An 18,378-nucleotide genomic window follows, 5' to 3' on the forward strand; every position below is an offset into this window, starting at 1 on the left:
CGCTCGAAACGACGACGCCCGCCGCCGCGGAAGCGCATGCTGCGGGACGGCCGGGCGCTCGAAACGACGACGCCCGCCGCCGCGGAAGCGGTGGCGGGCGTCGGTACGGCGGGCGGACGGTCAGTCGTCGCCCTGGAAGTAGCTGATCAGCCGGAGCAGCTCCAGGTAGAGCCAGACCAGGCTGACCACGATGCCGAACGCGGCCGTCCAGGAGTAGCGCTGCGGCAGGCCCATCCGGACGCCGTCCTCGACCTCCTTGAAGCTCAGCACGAAGCTCAGCGCGGCGACCACGATGCAGACCAGGCTGAAGCCGATGGCCAGCGGGCTGCCGTCCCGCAGGCCGGTGTTGACGCCGAAGATGGCGAACACGAAGTTGATCAGCATGACGGCGAAGAGGCCCGCCATCACCGCGATCATGCCCTTGACGAACTTCGGGGTCGCCCGGATGACCCGCGCCTTGTAGAGCATGGTCATCACGAAGAAGACGCCGAAGGTGGCCACCACGGCTTGGAGCACGATGCCCTGGAACGCGGTCTCGTACGCCTTGCTCACCAGGCCCACGAAGGCGCCCTCGACGACGGCGTACGCGACGACCAGCGCCGGGTTGGCCATCCGGGAGAACGAGATGATCAGGCCGAGCACCAGGCCGACCATCGCGGCGCCGATCCAGGCGGCGCTGATCAGCGCGTCCGGCACCAGCACCCAGGCGGCCGCGGCGGAGACGCCGAGGATGCCCAGGAGCGCGACGGTCTTGACGATCACGTCGTCGAGCGTCATGGGGGTGACGGCCGGCGGGGCGGCCGGGTAGCCCGCCTGCGCCGGGTACTGCTGGGGAACGCCGGGCTGTCCGTAACCGTACGGCCCGGGCTGGGCGTACCCGGAACGCTCCCGCTCGGCCGCCTGGCCGAGCCGGGCGAGCACCGGGTTCGAGGTCTTCACTGTCGGGCCTCCCTCAGGGGGTCGTCGCACGCAGAAACGTGCGCTTCCAGCGTAGACGCCCGACATCACCCGCGCCGAACGCCAGGCTGTGGGAAAGCTGAGAGTGTGGTGCCCGGGGCGGGGGTCGAACCCGCACGCCTTGCGGCAGCCGCTTTTAAGGCGGCCGTGTCTGCCGTTCCACCACCCGGGCGGGCGGCACCGGTGCGTCGACACGCGGCGGTGCAGTGTCACGGTAGCCGCTAGGCGGCGACCCGGCGTACCCCGCCACCGTTGCCGCACTAGGGTCGACCCCGTGACCAGCGCAGCCCATACGGCGCCCTACGCCGACCCCGACCTGGCTGTCGGCCTCGCCGAGCCGGCCACGCCCGAACGCCGCTCCGCCCGCTGGCGGACGCTCGCCACCCGGCACCGCACCGACCTGGCCGTCGGCCTGCTCTTCGTCCTGCTCGCCGGCTGGCTCACCCACGGTCTCTGGCCGGACCCCACCGGCCGCGTGCTGGCGCTCAACCCCGAGGACCAGACCCTCTACGAATGGTTCCTGGCGGTCGACTCGCGGGCCCTGCTCGGTGACTTCGGCCTGCTCACCGACCGGCTCAACACCCCGGACGGGGTGAACCTGATGACCAACACCACGGTCATCGCGCTCGGCGTGCTCTTCGCCCCGGTCACCCTGCTCTTCGGCGCGCCGGTCACCTTCGCCCTGCTGGCCGGGGCCAACCTGGCCGGCACCGCGATCGCCTGGTACCTGCTGCTCAACCGGACGCTGCACGCCCGCCGGCTCGCCGCCGCCCTGGGCGCCGGGCTCTGCGGCTTCGGCCCGGGCATGCTCTCCCAGAGCAACAGCCACCTGCACATGACCGCGCAGTGGCTGGTCCCGGTGATCGTCTGGCTGGTGGTCCGGCTGTTGCGGGCCGCCGACCCGGGACCGGCCACCACCGGCCGGCCGGACCGGCGCCGCATCACCACCTCGGCGGCCGGGCTGGCCGCCGCGGTCACCGTCCAGGCCTTCGTCGGCGAGGAGGTGCTCTTCCTCTCCGCGGTCACCCTGCTGGTGATGACGGTCGCGTACGGGGTCGCCGACCGGGAGCTGCTGCGGCGGGCGTGGCCCGGCTTCGCCGGCGGCCTGATGCTCGCCGCCGGGCTGGCCCTGACCGTCCTCGGCTACCCGCTGTGGTTCCAGTTCGCCGGCCCGCAGGGCGTGGCCGACGGCATGTTCAGCCCGCACTACTTCTCCGCCGACCTGGCCAGCTGGTGGACCATCTCCCCACTGTCGGTGGTCGGCAGCGACTCCTCGGCCCGGCTGACCACCGGGCCGGCCGAGTACAACACCTTCCTGGGCTGGCCGCTGCTGCTGGTCGCCGTCGCCTGCGCGGTCTGGCTGCGGCGCCGGCCGCTGGTCGTCGCCTGCGCCGTGGCGGCGGTGGTGATGGGTGCGCTGTCGCTCGGCCCCCAGTTGGTGCTCGACGGCGACCGGAGCACGATGCCCGGGCCGTACGCGCTGCTGGTCGGGCTGCCGGTGGTGGACGGTGCGCTGCCGATGCGGTTCGGCCTGGCCCTGCTGCCGCTGACCGGCACCCTGCTGACGCTGGCCGTGGACCGGGCGCTGCGCGACACCGGCCGGGCCCGCCGACTCGTCCCGGCCGCCGTCGGGGCGGCCCTGCTCTCGGTCTTCCCCGCCCCGCTGCCCACCGTCGACCGCCCGGCGCTGCCCGAGTTCGTCACCGGCGGCCACTGGCGGGAGTGCGTACGCCCCGGCGGGGTGCTGGTGCCGGTGCCCGCGGCCACCCCGAAGGAGCCCTGGCCGATGCGCTGGGCGACGGCGGCCGACGCGGCGTTCGGCATCCCGGAAGGCTTCTTCATCGGCCCGTACGGCCGGGACGGCGCCGCCACCATGGGCACCTACAAGCAGCCCACCTCGGCGCTGCTGGCCGACGTCGCCAAGCGGGGCGAGGAACCGGTGATCGGCACGGAGCAGCGCCGGCAGGCCGCGAAGGACGCCGACTTCTGGGGCGCCTCCTGCGTGGCGCTGACCGACGACGCCCCGCACGCGGAGAGCCTGCGCCGCACCCTGGAGCAGCTCTACGGCCCGGCCACCCGGATCGCCGACGCCTGGATCTGGCGGGTCTGACCCCGATCACGAAGAAGGGCCCCTCCCGTCACGGGAGGGGCCCTTCTCGGCGGGCGATCAGACGGCCTTGCCGGCGCCGACCGGCTGCGAGGCCTCGGCGAACTCCTCGCGCGGGTCGTGCAGCTGGCCGAGGGCGACCACCTCACGCTTGAGGAAGAAGGCCAGCGACCAGTCGACGACGACCCGGACCTTGCGGTTGAACGACGGGATCCGGCTCATGTGGTACGTCCGGTGCATGAACCAGGCCGGCCAGCCGGTCATCTTCACGCCGTACACCTGGGCCACGCCCTTGTGCAGGCCGAGGCTGGCCACGCTGCCCACGTGCTTGTGCTTGTAGTCGACCGGCTCGCGACCGCGGACCACGTTGACGATGTTGTCCGCCATCCGGGCGGCCTGGCGCACCGCGTGCTGGGCGCTCGGCGAGCAGTAGTTGCCCGGCTCCTTGGTCAGGTCCGGCACGGCGGCGCAGTCGCCGGCGCTCCAGGCGCCCTCGACGACCCGGTCGCCGTCCACGATCTGCAGGGTCGGCAGGCAGGTGACCCGCTTGCGCTCGTCGCGCGGGAAGTCGGTCCTGTCCAGCATCGGCGACGGCTTGACGCCGGCCGTCCAGACGATGGTGTCCGACCGGAAGGTGTCGCCGTCGGAGAGCTTGACCACGCCGTCGAGGCAGGACTCCAGCCGGGTGTCCAGCCGGATGTCCATGTTCCGCTTCAGCAGCTGCTGCACGGTGTAGGCGCCCATGTCCCGGTCGACCTCGGGCAGCACCCGCTGGGTCGCCTCGACCAGCACCCAGCGCATGTCCTCCGGCTTCAGCTCCGGGTAGTACTTCAACGCGTCCCGGGCCATGTCCTCCATCTCGGCGAGCGCCTCGATGCCGGCGTAACCACCGCCGACGAAGGTGAAGGTCAGCGCCGAGCGGCGGACGTCTGGGTCCGGCGTGACGGCAGCCACGTCGAGCCGGTCCAGCACGTGGTTGCGCAGGTAGATCGCCTCGCCGATGGTCTTGAACCCGATGCCGTGCTCGTGCAGGCCCGGGATCGGCAGGGTGCGGGAGACCGATCCGGGGGCGACCACCACGTGGTCGTACGGGATCTCCCGGGTGGGGCCGACGATGGGCTGCACCACGGCGGTCTTGCGGTCGTGGTCGATCCGCGTCACCGCACCCGCCACGATCTTGCACTTACGCAACTCCCGCCGCAGCGGCACCACGGAGTGCCGGGGCGAGATGTTGCCGGCCGCCGCCTCCGGGAGGAACGGCTGGTAGGTCATGTGCGGCTGCGGGTCGACGACGATGACCTCGGCCTCACGGGAACTCAGCTTCTTGGACAGGCGCAGAGCAGCGTACAGGCCGACGTGCCCGGCACCCACGACGAGGATCCGCTTCGGGTTCACGTCATCTATCTTTCCCCGGGCGGCTCGGCTAATCCCGTCCGAGACCCCCTTCTGTGACGGAGCACAAGCGGTGTGACCTGCGCAACGTCCCGCGTCGTTCCGCTATCTGCGACGCAGCAACCAGCCCAGCAACCCGCTCAGCCCCACCGCCACCAGCAGTCCGGCCACGGTCGCCGCGCGGAAACCGTCATCGCCGCCGATCTCCCCCAACCAGGTCAGCACGATGCCGACCACCGCGGTCGCCAGCAGCACCGCACCGGCCCGGCCGACCCAGCGCACCACCAGGTCCGGGTCGACCACCGCGTCGTACGGCAGCACCGCGGCGAGCGCGCAGAGGGTGTGCCCGAGGTAGAGCGCCGCGGCCACGGCGATCAGCCGCCACAGCGCGATCGGCCGGCCGTACCCGGCGGAGGCGACCACCCAGCCACCGACGGTCACCAGGGCCGCGAAGGTCGGCCACCCCCGGCGCGGCCCGGCCGCCGGCAGCACCGCGACCACCGCCAGGGCGAGCAGTGACCGGGCGGTCAACATCTCCACCGGGCACGCCAGCAGCAACCCGACCAGCACCGTGCCGAAGACGCCGACGCGCACCAGCAGCGGCGTGAGGCTCACCCGGTTGGCCTCCGCGCGCAGCGCCCGGACCCGTTCCTGCACCGCGTTCATCGCGCTCCCACCCGGGGGGCGGTGGCCAGCCGGGCCACGTCCCGCAGCACCTGATCCAGGCTGCCCGCGCCGGCCCAGCGCACCACCGGCACGCCGTGCTCGCGGAGCTGGGCGATCATCGTGTCCCGGTCCAGCCGCCACAGCCGGAACGCCACCGGCGCCCAGCCCCGGTCCCCGGGCGGGGCGAGGTCGGCCGGGAGGGTGTCCACGGCCACCACGAACCGCCCGCCCCGGGCCAGCCGGGCCAGCATCTGCGCGGACCGCTCGTCCAACAGCGGGGTGAGCACCACCACCAGGGCGTCCGAGGAGAGCACCTGCGGCCCGAAGACCTGGTCGTACGGCTCGTGCGGGGAGGACTCGGCCCGCACGTCGAGCAGCCATTCCAGCACGGTCAGGTACTGCCGGCGGCCGGTGGCGGGGCGGAGCCGGCGGGCCGCCGGGCCGTACTCGAGCATCGCCACCCGGTCGCCGCGGTGCAGGTAGTGCTCCGCGATCGCGGCGGCGGCGCGGACCGTGGTGTCCACCACGGACGCGGCGCCCTTCACCCCGCCGGAGCGGCCCGCCTCGGCCAGCACGTCGAGCAGCACCACCACCTCGGCATCCCGGTCGGAGAGGGTGGCCGCGACGTGCAACTGCCGGGTCCGGAGCGACACCCGCCAGTCGATCCGGCGCAGCCGGTCGCCGGGGCCGAAGACCCGGACGCCGGCCAGCTCGCCGCCCTCGCCGGGCCGGCGCGAGTGGTGCGCGCCGACCAGCCCGGCGGCCCGGGGCATCGCCTCCACCGCCTCGAACGGTTCGGTCATCGGGTAGACCCGCAGCCGCACCGGCTCGGTGATCACCGCGCGGGAGAGCAGCAGACCGTCGGCGGTGGCGACCCGGACGCCGGCCGGGCCGATCGGGTGCCGGCCCCAGCGCAGCGCGGTGCCGGTGAGCTCCAGCTCGACCGCCCTGCCGGTGGGGATGGAGGTGACGAAGGGGCGGCCGGCGCCGCCGGAGCGGCTCACGTCGACCCCCGCGCCGCCGAAGCCGACCCGCTCCACCCGCAGCCAGGGCGAGACCCGGGTACGCACCACCGCCACGTGGTAAGACACGGTGTCCGGGTTGCCGACGGTGACCGTGCCGGCCAGCGCGCCCCCCTCGACCAGGTGGGCGTCCTCGGCGGTGATCTCCAGTTGCGGCGCGGCGGACGGCCGGCGGCGCAGCGCGTACGCGGTGCCGAGCGCGAACGGGGCGGCCAGCACGACCAGGTCGACCCGGCCGAGCAGCACGGCGGCGATCAGCAGCAGCCCGGTGAGCAGCACCGCCCGGCCCAGCGCCCAGGTTGGCGCCCAGCCCGCCGCCGGCTCCTCCCGTTCAGGCACGGCGGTCAGCGCCCGGCCCGGCCGGCCGCGTGGCTGGGCAACGCGCCGCTGGCCGGTGCGGGGGTCTGCTCCAGCACCTCGCCGACGACGAAGGACGGGTCGACCCGGCGCAGCCACATCTCCGGGCGCAGCGTGATCCGGTGCGCCAGCGCCGGCGCCGCGACCTCCTTGACGTCCTCCGGCACCACGTAGTCGCGGCCGGCTAGGACGGCCCGGACGCGGGAGAGCAGCAGCAGCGCCAGCGAGCCGCGCGGCGAGGCGCCGACCAGCACCGACGGGTGCTCGCGGGTGGCTGCGGTCAGCTGGACGATGTACCGGCCCACGGAGTCCTCCACCACCACGTCCTCCAGCGCGGCCTGCATGGCGCGCAGCGTGGCGGCGTCGACCACCGGTTTGATCTCCGCCTCCTCGCGGCGGCGGGTCATCCGCCGACGCAGCACCTCCCACTCCTCCTCGCGCTCCGGATAGCCGAAGGACACCCGGAGCAGGAACCGGTCCAGCTGCGCCTCGGGCAGCGGGTACGTCCCCTCGTACTCGATGGGGTTGGCGGTGGCGAGCACGTGGAACGGCTCGTCGAGGCGGTAGGTGACGCCCTCGACGGAGACCTGCTTCTCCTGCATCGCCTCCAGCAGCGCGGACTGGGTCTTCGGCGGCGTCCGGTTGATCTCGTCGGCGAGCAGCAGGTTGGTGAAGAGCGGTCCGGCCCGGAAGGAGAAGTCGCCGCTGCGCTGGTCGTAGAGGAACGAGCCGGTGATGTCGGCGGGGAGCAGGTCGGGGGTGAACTGGAGGCGGCGGAAGTCCAGCCCGAGGGCCTGTGCGAAGGAGCGCGCGGTCAGCGTCTTGCCGAGACCGGGCAGGTCCTCCAGGAGTACGTGCCCGCCGGCCAGGATGCCGGCGAGGACCAGTTCGAGGGCGTCCCGCTTGCCGACCACGACCGTACCGACCGCGTCCAGCACCGCCCGGGCCAGGTGGCCGACCTCAGTGGCGGGGATACGGCGGTCCACGTCGTTCATCAGATCTTCTCCAGTTCGGCGACGATCGCCGCGAGGTCGCGCGGCGACGGGGTGCGTCCGGGCGGGGTGTTGAGGAAGACCCAGAGCCGGTCGCCCAGCAGGGCGCGGGCGCGGGCCGGGTCCGACTCGCGGGTGAAGCCGTGACGCTGGCGCAACCGCTCGTCGGCCAGCTCGGCGAGTCGGGGCAGGACCACCTTGGTGAAGCGTTCCGGCCGGGTGGCCGACCAGTCCAGCGGCACCTCCCAGCCGTTGATGGCGGCTCGCAGCGCGTCCCGGGAGCCCCAGTTCCAGTAGCCGGGCTCCTCGCCGGCCGGTGCCCGTCCGCCGGCCCGGGGCGGGGGCGGCGGGGAGAGCGCGGCGGTGATCCGGCGGACGGTGAGCACCGCCAGCACCCCGGCCACCACGATCGGGACCGACACCTGTAGGCCGACCGCGCGCAGCACGGCGAGGACCACCGCGGTCACCGCGGCGGCGACGGCGACGGTACGCAGCAGCGCCCGGGCCCGCCCGTCCCGCTCCCGGCCGGTGCGGGGCGCTGCCTCCTCCTCGAAGCTGAGCAGGTCGTCCAGACCGGTCCGCTCGCTCACGCCGGCACCTCCTCGTCGGCGGCGGTGGCGAGGGCGGCCAGTTCGCCGCGCAGCCGGCGCAGCGCCGACCGGGCCTGGGCGCGCATCCGCTCGTCGACGGTGTGGGTGGCGTACCGGGCCTCGCGGTAGACGTGGGCGAACCCGTCCAGCACGTCGGCGCTGGCGATGGCGGGCACCCCCGCGGACGGGTCGCCCCGCAGCAGGCGGGTGACCAGGTCGGTGGGGGTGTCGCCGGTGCGCCGGGGCACCCCGGCCTCGGTGGCGGCCTCCTCGAGGCGGACCCAGCAGGCGATCACCGCGGTTCGCGGGTCGGTGTCGGCGGCGTCCAGCTCGACCAGGCCGGCGTCAACGGCGGCGACCACCTCGCGGGCGGTGCCCTCGGCGGTGCGCCGGCCCCGCGCGACCGGGACGGCCCGGGTGGTCCGGCGCAGCGCGCCCCTGATCAGCGTCCAGGCCAGGTAGCCGAGGGCGGTCAGGATGGCGAGGGCCAGCAGGACGATCGCCACGGTCGCGATCCACTGTGGGACCTCGGGCTGGGTCCGCTCCGCGCCGGTCCGCGGCTCGACCGGGATCGAGGGGGCCGGCTCGGCGGAGGGGTAGTCCGGCACGTACGGGATGTTGTCGGCGGCCGGCGGGATGCGGCTGGCGCCGATCGAGGAGTGCCCGGCGGACAGGGCCGCGGCGGCGAGCAGCAGGGTCACCGCGGCGACGGGCCACCACCTGCGCAGCACGCCGAGGTTCATCGCCACCGCCCCACGCAGCCTCAGTCCACCCCGGCGAGCTGTTTCGCCCGGGCGAACACGCCGTCCAGCATCGTTGGTGTCAGCCGCCCCGTGAACGTGTTCTGCTGGCTGACGTGGTAGCAGCCGAGCAGCTCGGGGGCGGCCGTCCCGGACCAGTGTGCCCCATGGCCGAAGACCGGTCGCGGGCTGGGCGGGCGGATGTCGTACACCTGGCGCAACACCGGCCACCACGCGGCCCAGGCGAAGGCGCCCAGCGCGACCACGACGCGCAAAGTGGGCCTGATCAGCGCGACCTCCCGGTGCAGCCAGGGCGCGCAGGTGTCCCGCTCGGCCGGGGTGGGCTTGTTGTCCGGCGGCGCGCAGCGCACCGCGGCGAAGATGCGGGTGTCGCGCAGGGACAGTCCGTCGTCGGCGGCGACGCTGGTCGGCTGGTTGGCCAGACCGGCCCGGTGCAGGGCGGCGAAGAGCACGTCGCCGGAGCGGTCCCCGGTGAAGATCCGGCCGGTGCGGTTGCCGCCGTGCGCGGCCGGGGCGAGGCCAAGGATGGCGATCCGGGCGTCCGGGGCGCCGAAGCCGGGCACCGGGCGGCCCCAGTACTCCTGGTCGCGGAAGGCCGCCCGCTTCGTGCGGGCGACCTCCTCCCGCCAGGCGACCAGGCGCGGGCAGGCGAAACAGTCGCTGACCGCGCCGTCCAGGTCGGCCAGGTCGGTCGCCCGCGCGGCGCGGGCGACGACCTCGTCAGGGGTACGGGGCTCAGCCAAGCTTGGCCCGGAAGAGTTCGAGGGTACGAGCCCAGGCGGTGGCGGCGGCCCGCTGGTCGAAGTGCTCAGGGCGGTCGTCGTTGAAGAACGCGTGCGCGGTGCCGGGGTAGTCGTAGGTCTGGCAGGTGCCGCCGGCGACCTCGATGGCCCGGCGGACGGTCTGCACACCCTCGGCGGCGGAGGTGCCGTCCGCTTCGGAGCAGTGGATGACCGTGGCCTTGCCCGCGTAGTCGGCCCACTCGGAGCCCATCCCCTCCCACGGCAGTCTCGGGTAGAAGGCGGCGGCGGCGACGATCCGATCGGAGCGGGTGGCGGACCAGAGGGCCAGGCTGGCGCCGGCGCAGAAGCCGGCGCAGCCGACCTTGCCGGTGACCTCGGGACGGCCGGCGAGATAGTCGGCCGCGGCGGCGACGTCCGTCGCCGCGTCGTCCATCTGCGGGCCGTTCAGCATCTGCCGAGGCTCACTCGGCTTACTGGCCGGGCCGCCGTGCCGGAAGTCCGGGGCGAGGGCGACGAAGCCCGCCTCGGCGAAGCGGTCCACGACCGACCGGACGTGGGGCACCAGCCCCCACCAGTCCTGGATGACGATGACCGCCGGGCTGGCCGCACCGCCGGAGGGTATCGCGAGATACCCCTCGCTGGTCCCCCCGTTACCGCGGTAGCTCACCATCTCGCCCATGGGTCCGTCCTCCTAGCGGTCAGTCATCGTTGGCTGGTCGCCCAGTGGTCCTACGTGCCGGTAGCCTGCCACGCCGTGAGCGCGCCGGGAAGACGAGAGAGCAGTGGCATATACCTCGCGTTCACCATGCGGAGAACGGGCATACGCCAACGGCGGCGCGGGGTCTCCCGCGCCGCCGTCGATCGCTCCGATCCGGTGGGTCAGCCCCGCTCAGCGGGTGGGGCTGGGCGCCGGGTCCGCCGGCGCGGTCGTGGTCGGGGCCGGCGTGCCCGGGGCGGTACCGGCCGTCGGGGCGGTGCCGGCCGTCGGGGCGGTACCGGCCGTCGGGGCGGTACCGGCCGTCGGGGCGGTGCCGGCCGTCGGGGCGGTGCCGGCCGTCGGGGCGGTGCCGGCGGTCGGGGCGGTGCCAGGCGGGCGCGGCGCGGTGGCCGGCGGGCGCGGCCGGAACGGCGCCTGCTCCGGGCAGTACGGGTAGCCGCGCTGGATCGGGTTGACGTCCGGGAGGGCAGGGTCGGTGCAGACCGGCCAGCCGAGCCGGATCGGGGTGCCGTTCTGGTCGAAGAGCCGGGCGTTCTCCACCAGCCGGCCTTCGCCGTCGTAGACGAAGACGTCCTGCACCTGGTCGTACGGGTTCCGCACCGAGGCGGGGTCGTAGCCGTATCTGCCCCATCGCGCACGCTCGTCCAGGTTCGCTGCGAGGACCAGACCGAAGATGACGAGCACCGCGCCGGCAACCTGCGTCAGAGTGCGCCGCCAGCTACGCATCGCATCCGACCTGCGGCCCAGCCAGATCGAGGCGAGCACTGCGGCGACCAGCACCACGAGCCCTGCGAACTCACTGAGGAAGGGCCGTGGAAACAGGGTCAGGCCAGCGCCGAGCATCGCCGAGACGAGCAACGCGGCGAGGTAGCCGCGCAGCACCCACCAGGCCGGACGGAGCAGCCTGAGGAACTCGCTCGCCCTGGCGTACCCGAGGATCGGGCCGAGCCGGGCGTCGAGGCCGGACAGCCGGGCGCGGGCCCGGTGCGTGACGCCGGCGATCCGCTGCTCCAGCCCACGGTGCGCGTCGGCCGGGTCGCCCGCGCCGGCGGCGGCCCGCAGCTCGGCGGCGTACGCCTCGGGCTCACCCAGCCGCTGCACCAGCGAGCCGTCGGTCTCGGCGGCCACCTCGGCGAGATGCTCCGGCAGGTCCTCGGTCAGCTCGTCGCGGGTTTCGGGCGGCAGGTCGGCCAGCGCGGCCCGCACCCGCTCCACGTACTCCGTGATCTCCTGCCCAGTGACGGTCATGCCGCCATCCCCCGATCGTCGAGCAGTGCGTCCATGGTGGTGGCGAACGAGCGCCAGGTCTTGCCGGAGCGGGCGAGCTGGTCGCGGCCGGCGGCGTTGAGCGCGTAGTACTTGCGGTGCGGCCCGGATTCGCTCGGCACCACGTACGTGGTGAGCAGGCCGGCGACGAAGAGCCGACGCAGCGTGCCGTAGACCGAGGCGTCGCCGACCTCGTCGAGGCCGGCATCGCGGAGCCGGCGCAGGATGTCGTAACCGTAGCCGTCCTCGTCGCGCAGCACGGCGAGGACGGCGAGGTCGAGCACACCCTTGAGCAGTTGTGTGGTGTCCACGCTTCGCACACTACTGTGCAGTGCGAAGTACCGTCAAGAACACACTAGTCGCGGCACGTGAAGGTCACACACCACCACACCGAACTCGGGACAACGAGCAGAACGGAGCCTTTGTCCGTCAGGCCAGGGACCAGGCGATGCCGTCCGCCATACGCGACAGGATCTGCGCTGGACGGGTCATAGATAGAGCTTGCGGAGCTCGCGGGCGATGTCCGGGACCTCGGTCAGCGCACCGCTGGCCACCGACATTACGAGAGCCTCGGCCTGATCCACGTCGACATCCTGAATCGGCACCTCGTTGAGGGCGAGGAAAACTCTCGCAGCCGCCCAAGCGAGACGCTTGTTTCCATCGATCAGCGCATGGTTCATACAGACCGAGTGCAGCAGCGCGGCGGCCTTGCTCCACAGATCGGGGTAAGCCTCCTGGCCGAACGCCACGGTAGCCGGGCGGACGGCCGCCGACGAAAGCAGACCGAAGTCACGGACCTGCGGGGTCTCGCCCAACACGATCGAGGCGATCTCCACGAGGTCGTCGACGTCCAGATAGTTGATCACTCCGCCAGCCGCCGCAGCAGTTCAGCGTCGCGCTCGGCGACCTCACGCGCGAGATCCTGGACGCGGCCGCGACGACTGCGCGCCGAGACGTACTCTTCGACCGCCACGACGATGGTGGCGTTCATCGACCGATGCTCTTCATCGGCGAGCTGCTTGAGCCGCTCATGCAACCCGTCAGGCAGATTGACCGTGGTGACCATATGGGAATCATACCGCCCTCATGCAGGCCAATTACCTAAGCCGCGGTCGGCGAAAGGCTCCAGGCGATGCCGTCGAGGATGTCGTGCTCGGAGGCGATGACCGACGGCATCCCGGCCCGCTCCATGATCACCCGGAGCACCAGGGCGCCCGCGCCGATCACGTCGGCCCGGCCGGGGTGCATCACCGGGATGGCGAGCCGCTGCTCGCGGGTCTTCGCCAGCAGGTCGGCGGTCACCCCGGCGACCGCGTCGTACGACACCCGGGCGTGGTGGATGCGCTCCGGGTCGTACTCCTGAAGGCCCTGGGCGATCGCGGCCACGGTGGTGACCGACCCGGCCAGGCCGACCAGCGTGGCGGCCTGGCGGCCGGGGACGGCCTCCAGCGCGCGGTCGACGGCGACCGCGATGTCGGCCTGCGCGGCGGCGATCTCGTCCAGGGTCGGCGGGTCGCCGTGCAGGTGCCGCTCGGTCATCCGGACACAGCCGATGTCCATCGAGATGGCCGCCTGGACGCCGCCCTCGCGGGTGCCGACCACGAACTCGGTCGAGCCGCCCCCGATGTCGACCACCAGGTACGGCGGCTCGGCGTCGGCGGGCAGGCCGCGGACGGCGCCGGTGTAGGAGAGCCGGGCCTCCTCATCGCCGGTGAGCACCTCCGGCGCCACGCCGAGGGTCTGCTCGACCATGGCCCGGAACTCACCGGCGTTGGCCGCGTCGCGGGAGGCCGAGGTGGCGCACATCCGTACCCGCTCGGCGCCGAACTTCTCGATCTCGGCGGCGTAGTCGGCGAGCGCCACGCGGGTCCGCTCGATCGCCTCCGGGGCGAGTCGGCCCGTCTTGTCGACGCCTTGACCGAGCCGGACGATCTCCATCCGGCGGGTCAGGTCGACCAGCGGCGCCCGCGGACCGGCCGACGGGTCGGGCAGGTCGGCGACCAGCAGTCGGATGGAGTTGGTCCCGCAGTCGATGGCGGCCACGCGCGTCGTCACGGCAGCAACCCTACGGCAGCTTGCCGACGAGGGCCGACGGTCGGACCGCCCGGTACGGCGGGAACTCGGGGCGGCCGGCGGGCAGGATCCCGGTGACCGACATGACTCTCCGTCATATTCATGACGGAGAGTCATACCGCTCGCGAGGGTCATGCCTCCGGCGGACCGACACGCCGGAGGTCGGGCGTGCCTGCGCCTCGGGCGAGCGGATCCGCCGCCAGGACCGGCGGCGGTCCGGGTGCGGCGGGCTGGCAGGGCGGGACGGCGGCGGCACGGGACAGCGACCGGCGCCGCCGACGCCACCGCCGGGCCAGCACCGGCAGCCAGGGCAGCAGACCAATCAGCACCAGCAGCGAGAGCAGCGGCAGTCGCCACCACCGGGAGACGGTGGCCGGGGGCGCGGCCGGGGGCGCGGAGACCCAGGGCCGGGCGGTCTTCGACCAGGCCAGGAAGGCGTCCCCGACCGGCAGCACCCCGAACGCGTACCGCTTGGTGCGCGAGGTGTCCAGCGGCAGGCCGACCAGCTCACCGTAGTTGGCCAGCGCCCCGGCCAACGCCGTGTCGCCGTGCACCTGCGCGGCGCCCAGGGTGACCACGGTGGCCGACAGGCTCACCCCGCGCAGCAGCGGCCCCGAATCGACGTCCGCCGGGCCGTCGAAGCCACGCGGGTACTCACGGACGGCCGGACCGAGCCCGAGCGGCGAGACGACGAAGAGCTGCCGGAAGCGCAGGTACTGCTCGCGGGCGAAGGCCGGGTCGATCTCCCCGAGGAAGCGGTGGACGACGCTCTGCGAGGTCGCCCGGGCCACCTCGGCCGGCGCGCCGGTGGCCGCTTCCACCCGGTGCGGCATCAGGCCCGTCCGTGGGTCCAGCCGCTGGCGTACGCCGTCCAGCCAACGCCGAACCGTCGGATCGAAGCGGGCCGGCAGCAGCGTGTCGTGCAGCCGCAGCGACGCGACCGCCACCGTGGAGTCCACCGGCCACGCCTGTCCCGGGTACCCGGGCAGGTACGGGGAGGCCGACGCGTCGAACGCGGCGGCGAGGGAGGTGGAGGCCTCGGCGAAGCGGCGCACCTCGCCCGGGTCACGGCGGTCGGCCGGTTGCAGGGCGAGCACGCCGCCGCGCAGCCAGTTCGTCCAGCCCTGGTAGAAGACGCCGTAGCCGGGGGTCAACTGCGGGCTGAAGGGCGCCCGCCCGGCCGGGGATTCCAGGCGCGCCAGAGCCCAGCGGGCCTCCCGCAGCGCCTCGCCCCGCTCGCCCACCGGCTGCCGCATCCCGCTCTCGACCCGGGCCAGGCCGTAGAGCACGTGGGCGAAGAACCACCCCTCGGGGAAGAGCTCCTGGGCGTCCTCGCCGGCGCCGTCGTCCAGCGCGGCGCGGAGGAAGGTCAGCTGCCGGGCCACCCCGGGCGGGTCCCCGGCCCCACCGGCGGTGGCCGGCGCGACCAGGCGTACCACGCCCGTCAGGGCGGCCAGGCTGACCAGTGCCGCCACCAGCGCGCCCACCCGACGAATGATCGTCACCGGCCCAGCATGCCGCAGGCGATCAAGGGCGGATCAGAGCCGGAGCAGCATCCGGGTGTTGCCCAGGGTGTTCGGCTTGACCCGCTCCAGGTCCAGGAACTCCGCGACACCCTCGTCGTACGAGCGGAGCAGCTGCTCGTAGACCGGCTGCGGCACCGGCGCGCCGTCGATCTCGGTGAAGCCGAACGAGGCGAAGAACCGGGTCTCGAAGGTGAGCACGAAGATCCGGGCCACGCCCAGCTCCCGGGCGGCGTCGATCAGCTCGCCCACGATCCGGTGGCCGAGCTTGCGACCCCGGCATGCCGGGTCCACCGCGACCGTCCGGATCTCGGCCAGGTCCTCCCACATCACGTGCAGCGCGCCGCAGCCGACGACCCTGCCGTCCGGACCGACCGCGACCCGGAACTCCTGCACGTCCTCGTAGAGGGTGACGGTCGCCTTGCTGAGCAGCCGCCGGTCGTCGGTGTAGGTGTCCACCAGCCGCCGGATGCCGCGCACGTCGCCGGTGCGGGCCCGGCGCACGACGATCTCGTCGGGCGCGCTCATCTCACTGCGCCGCCGGCACGTCCACGCACGGACCGGCGGCCCACCACTTCTCCACCAGGGCCAGCGTCTCGTCGCCGAACGGGTTGACCCCCGGCCCGGCGCCGAGCGCGTGCCCGAGGTGCACGTGCAGGCACTTCACCCGCCCGGGCATGCCGCCGGCGGAGATGCCGGCGATCTCCGGCACCTCGCCGATCGCCTCCCGGCGGGCCAGGTAGTCCTCGTGCGCGGCCCGGTACCGGGCGGCCAGCTCCGGGTCCTCGGCGAGCCGGTCGGCCATCTCCTTCATCAGCCCGGCCGACTCCAGCCGGCTGCACGCCGCGGTCGCCTGGGGGCAGGTCAGGTAGAACAGCGTCGGGAAGGGCGTGCCGTCGGCCAGCCGCGGGGTCGTCTCCACCACGTCCGGCAGGCCGCAGGGGCAGCGGTGGGCCACCGCCCGGGTGCCGCGGGGCGGGCGTCCGAGCTGCGCGGCCACCGCGGCCCGGTCGGCCTCGGTGGCCGGTTCCCGCCGCGGCGGGGGTACGGAGTCCGCCGCCGGCTCCTGCGGTGGTACGACAGTCACGGTGCCCATCTCTCGTTCGGTGCGCGGGTGGTGCTCACTTGTCCGGGGTGTCGGCGTTCGCCGCCTGGACGCTCGACCAGAGGGTGTCGTACCAGGGGTCGGGGGTCTTCGGCGGGGCCGGCGGCCTGCCGCCGTTGGCGTCCCGGGCCGCGCCCTCCGGGTCGTTCAGCACGATCACCGGAACCTCCCCCGGCGGGACCATGTGGAACCGCTCCCGAGCCTGGATCTTGATGTATTCCTTGTCCCGCCACTTCGCGGCCTGGGCCGACAGGTCGGAGATCCGCTGCCGCTGGGCGGCCTGGGACGCCTCCATCCGCTCGATGTCGACCTGCTGGTCCAGGTAGACCCGGACCGGATAGGTGTAGGCCAGGGCGAGCGCGATCAGCACCGCGAAGAGCACGGTGGCCCGCCCGGTGAAGCCTCGGGGGTGGGGTGCGGTGAGCCGCCTGATGGTGCCGCCGGCCGCCGTACGACGGGCCGCTGCCGGACGGTTGCCGGCGCGTACGCCGTCGGCGCCCCGCGCCCGCCCGGCGGTGGCCCGCGTCTCGGCGCGGACCCCACCGTCGCGGACCGACGTCCGGGCGCCGCGGGCCCCGCCCGGCCGACCGGTCGGTCGACGAGCGGGGCGCTGACCACCCGGTGTGCGGCGCTGCTGCATCGTCACACCCTCCCCCGAGGCCTCGCGCGTCTCAGGCCGAACGGTAACGCGGGAACGCGCCGGCGCCGGCGTACCGCGCCGCGTCGGCCAGCTCCTCCTCGATCCGCAGGAGCTGGTTGTACTTGGCCACCCGGTCCGAGCGCGCCGGGGCGCCGGTCTTGATCTGGCCGCAGCCGGTGGCGACCGCCAGGTCGGCGATGGTGGTGTCCTCGGTCTCGCCGGAGCGGTGGCTCATCATGCACATGAAGCCGGCCCGGTGGGCCAGGTCCACCGCGTCCAGGGTCTCGGTGAGCGAGCCGATCTGGTTGACCTTCACCAGCACCGCGTTGGCGGCCTTCTCGGTGATGCCCCTGGCGATGCGCTGCGGGTTGGTGACGAACAGGTCGTCACCGACGATCTGGATCCGGTCGCCGACAGCCGCGGTCAGGGTGGCCCAGCCGCTCCAGTCGTCCTCCGACAGCGGGTCCTCGATGGAGACGATCGGGTAGTCGCCGATGAGCTTGGTGTAGTAGTTGTTCATGTCCTCGGCGGTCTTCGCGGCGCCCTCGAAGGTGTAGGTGCCGTTGTCGAAGAACTCGGTGGCGGCCACGTCGAGCGCGAAGACGATGTCGGTGCCGAGCCGGTAGCCGGCCTTCTCCACCGCCTCGGCGATCAGGTCCAGCGCCGCGGAGTTGGTGGGCAGGTTGGGGGCGAAGCCTCCCTCGTCGCCGAGGCCGGTCGACAGGTCCTTCTTCTTCAGCACCGACTTGAGCGCGTGGTAGACCTCCGCGCCGGAGCGCAGCGCCTCGCGGAAGGTGGGCGCGCCGATCGGCGCGATCATGAACTCCTGGATGTCGACGTTGGAGTCGGCGTGCGCGCCACCGTTGAGGATGTTCATCATCGGCACCGGCAGCAGGTGCGCGTTCGGGCCGCCCAGGTAGCGGAAGAGGCTCAGCTCGGCGCTGCCGGCGGCGGCCTTCGCCACGGCCAGCGAGACGCCCAGGATGGCGTTGGCGCCCAGCTCGGCCTTGTTGTCCGTACCGTCGAGGTCGAGCATCTTCTGGTCGATCAGCCGCTGCTCGCTGGCCTCGTACCCGATCAGCTGGTCGATGATCTTGTCTTCGATGTTGGCGACCGCGTTCTCCACGCCCTTGCCCTGGTAGCGGTCGGCGTCCCCGTCGCGCAGCTCGATCGCCTCGAAGGCGCCGGTCGAGGCGCCGGAGGGCACCGCGGCGCGGGCGATCGTGCCGTCGTCGAGCCCTACCTCGACCTCGACCGTCGGGTTGCCCCGCGAGTCGAGAATCTCCCGGGCGACGATTCCCTCGATGGTTGCCACTGAGTCGCTCCTCGTTCGTGTGTGCGAGTCCGGTGTGGGCCGCGACGGTGCGGCTGGGGCAGGTGTTGAACGCAGCGTATCGGGCGGCGGCCGCCCGCACCCCGCCGCCCGCCGGACGGACCGCGTCGTGAATCCTCACCGGCGGGGCGGG

At 73.6% G+C, this 18,378-nt stretch carries 20 protein-coding genes and 1 tRNA gene; 1 reads left to right on the forward strand and 20 read right to left on the reverse strand.

What is annotated here, in order from left to right; all coding sequences use genetic code 11:
* Nucleotides 1-120: 120 nt before the first annotated feature.
* Entirely contained in the window at nucleotides 121-939 is an 819-nt protein-coding gene (locus ACLQ2U_RS07890; RefSeq protein WP_425749888.1) for a Bax inhibitor-1/YccA family protein, read from the reverse strand.
* Nucleotides 940-1,045: 106 nt separating this feature from the next.
* A tRNA-Leu gene (locus tag ACLQ2U_RS07895) sits at nucleotides 1,046-1,129 on the reverse strand.
* 102 nt (nucleotides 1,130-1,231) lie between these two features.
* Between ACLQ2U_RS07895 and ACLQ2U_RS07900 the strand changes: the two genes are divergently transcribed.
* The gene (locus tag ACLQ2U_RS07900) at nucleotides 1,232-3,067 is read left to right on the forward strand and encodes a hypothetical protein (RefSeq protein WP_425749889.1); all 1,836 of its coding nucleotides are present in this window, start codon (nucleotides 1,232-1,234) and stop codon (nucleotides 3,065-3,067) included.
* A 57-nt stretch (nucleotides 3,068-3,124) separates the two neighbouring features.
* Here the strand turns inward: ACLQ2U_RS07900 and ACLQ2U_RS07905 are convergent, their stop codons facing one another.
* From ACLQ2U_RS07905 to eno, 18 genes are all read right to left on the reverse strand, one after another.
* Nucleotides 3,125-4,459 carry an NAD(P)/FAD-dependent oxidoreductase gene (locus tag ACLQ2U_RS07905; RefSeq protein ID WP_425749890.1) on the reverse strand — a complete coding sequence of 445 codons (1,335 nt, stop codon included), beginning with the start codon at nucleotides 4,457-4,459 and terminating at the stop codon, nucleotides 3,125-3,127.
* A 102-nt stretch (nucleotides 4,460-4,561) separates the two neighbouring features.
* Nucleotides 4,562-5,122, reverse strand: coding sequence for a hypothetical protein (locus ACLQ2U_RS07910; protein ID WP_425749891.1), 561 nt, complete (start codon nucleotides 5,120-5,122; stop codon nucleotides 4,562-4,564).
* Nucleotides 5,119-6,492: a DUF58 domain-containing protein gene (locus tag ACLQ2U_RS07915; protein ID WP_425750132.1), complete on the reverse strand. Its 1,374-nt coding sequence runs from the start codon at nucleotides 6,490-6,492 to the stop codon at nucleotides 5,119-5,121. Before ACLQ2U_RS07915 ends, ACLQ2U_RS07910 begins: the two co-directional genes overlap by 4 nt.
* Nucleotides 6,489-7,496, reverse strand: coding sequence for an AAA family ATPase (locus tag ACLQ2U_RS07920; protein ID WP_425749892.1), 1,008 nt, complete (start codon nucleotides 7,494-7,496; stop codon nucleotides 6,489-6,491). Before ACLQ2U_RS07920 ends, ACLQ2U_RS07915 begins: the two co-directional genes overlap by 4 nt.
* Nucleotides 7,496-8,083, reverse strand: a complete 588-nt coding sequence (locus ACLQ2U_RS07925; RefSeq protein WP_425749893.1) for a hypothetical protein — start codon at nucleotides 8,081-8,083, stop codon at nucleotides 7,496-7,498. The genes ACLQ2U_RS07920 and ACLQ2U_RS07925 overlap by 1 nt, the downstream gene beginning before the upstream one ends.
* Nucleotides 8,080-8,826 (reverse strand): DUF4129 domain-containing protein, encoded by a 747-nt coding sequence (locus ACLQ2U_RS07930; protein WP_425750133.1) that lies wholly within the window; start codon nucleotides 8,824-8,826, stop codon nucleotides 8,080-8,082. Before ACLQ2U_RS07930 ends, ACLQ2U_RS07925 begins: the two co-directional genes overlap by 4 nt.
* A 20-nt stretch (nucleotides 8,827-8,846) precedes the next feature.
* Nucleotides 8,847-9,587: a uracil-DNA glycosylase gene (locus ACLQ2U_RS07935; RefSeq protein WP_425749894.1), complete on the reverse strand. Its 741-nt coding sequence runs from the start codon at nucleotides 9,585-9,587 to the stop codon at nucleotides 8,847-8,849.
* The gene (locus ACLQ2U_RS07940; RefSeq protein ID WP_425749895.1) at nucleotides 9,580-10,266 is read right to left on the reverse strand and encodes a dienelactone hydrolase family protein; all 687 of its coding nucleotides are present in this window, start codon (nucleotides 10,264-10,266) and stop codon (nucleotides 9,580-9,582) included. The genes ACLQ2U_RS07935 and ACLQ2U_RS07940 overlap by 8 nt, the downstream gene beginning before the upstream one ends.
* A 210-nt stretch (nucleotides 10,267-10,476) precedes the next feature.
* Nucleotides 10,477-11,553, reverse strand: a complete 1,077-nt coding sequence (locus tag ACLQ2U_RS07945) for an HAAS signaling domain-containing protein (RefSeq protein WP_425749896.1) — start codon at nucleotides 11,551-11,553, stop codon at nucleotides 10,477-10,479.
* Nucleotides 11,550-11,882, reverse strand: a complete 333-nt coding sequence (locus ACLQ2U_RS07950) for a PadR family transcriptional regulator (protein WP_425749897.1) — start codon at nucleotides 11,880-11,882, stop codon at nucleotides 11,550-11,552. Before ACLQ2U_RS07950 ends, ACLQ2U_RS07945 begins: the two co-directional genes overlap by 4 nt.
* Nucleotides 11,883-12,059: 177 nt before the next feature.
* The gene (locus ACLQ2U_RS07955) at nucleotides 12,060-12,437 is read right to left on the reverse strand and encodes a type II toxin-antitoxin system death-on-curing family toxin (RefSeq protein WP_425749898.1); all 378 of its coding nucleotides are present in this window, start codon (nucleotides 12,435-12,437) and stop codon (nucleotides 12,060-12,062) included.
* On the reverse strand, nucleotides 12,434-12,637 hold the full coding sequence (locus ACLQ2U_RS07960; protein WP_425749899.1) for a ribbon-helix-helix domain-containing protein: 204 nt from the start codon (nucleotides 12,635-12,637) through the stop codon (nucleotides 12,434-12,436). The genes ACLQ2U_RS07955 and ACLQ2U_RS07960 overlap by 4 nt, the downstream gene beginning before the upstream one ends.
* Before the next feature lie 35 nt (nucleotides 12,638-12,672).
* Nucleotides 12,673-13,614, reverse strand: a complete 942-nt coding sequence (locus ACLQ2U_RS07965; protein ID WP_425750134.1) for an exopolyphosphatase — start codon at nucleotides 13,612-13,614, stop codon at nucleotides 12,673-12,675.
* A 161-nt stretch (nucleotides 13,615-13,775) separates the two neighbouring features.
* Complete coding sequence (locus ACLQ2U_RS07970; protein ID WP_425749900.1) at nucleotides 13,776-15,149, reverse strand: hypothetical protein; 1,374 nt, start codon at nucleotides 15,147-15,149, stop codon at nucleotides 13,776-13,778.
* A 33-nt stretch (nucleotides 15,150-15,182) separates the two neighbouring features.
* The gene (locus ACLQ2U_RS07975) at nucleotides 15,183-15,695 is read right to left on the reverse strand and encodes an amino-acid N-acetyltransferase (protein ID WP_425749901.1); all 513 of its coding nucleotides are present in this window, start codon (nucleotides 15,693-15,695) and stop codon (nucleotides 15,183-15,185) included.
* 1 nt (nucleotide 15,696) lies between these two features.
* Nucleotides 15,697-16,254, reverse strand: coding sequence for a DUF501 domain-containing protein (locus tag ACLQ2U_RS07980; protein ID WP_425749902.1), 558 nt, complete (start codon nucleotides 16,252-16,254; stop codon nucleotides 15,697-15,699).
* Between the two features lie 34 nt (nucleotides 16,255-16,288).
* Nucleotides 16,289-16,912 carry an FtsB family cell division protein gene (locus tag ACLQ2U_RS07985; RefSeq protein ID WP_425749903.1) on the reverse strand — a complete coding sequence of 208 codons (624 nt, stop codon included), beginning with the start codon at nucleotides 16,910-16,912 and terminating at the stop codon, nucleotides 16,289-16,291.
* 31 nt (nucleotides 16,913-16,943) lie between these two features.
* Nucleotides 16,944-18,227 carry a phosphopyruvate hydratase gene (gene eno / locus ACLQ2U_RS07990; RefSeq protein WP_425749904.1) on the reverse strand — a complete coding sequence of 428 codons (1,284 nt, stop codon included), beginning with the start codon at nucleotides 18,225-18,227 and terminating at the stop codon, nucleotides 16,944-16,946.
* Nucleotides 18,228-18,378 lie beyond the last annotated feature (151 nt).

It is taken from the genome of Micromonospora sp. DT47 (genome assembly GCF_049844475.1).
Lineage (GTDB): Bacteria > Actinomycetota > Actinomycetes > Mycobacteriales > Micromonosporaceae > Micromonospora.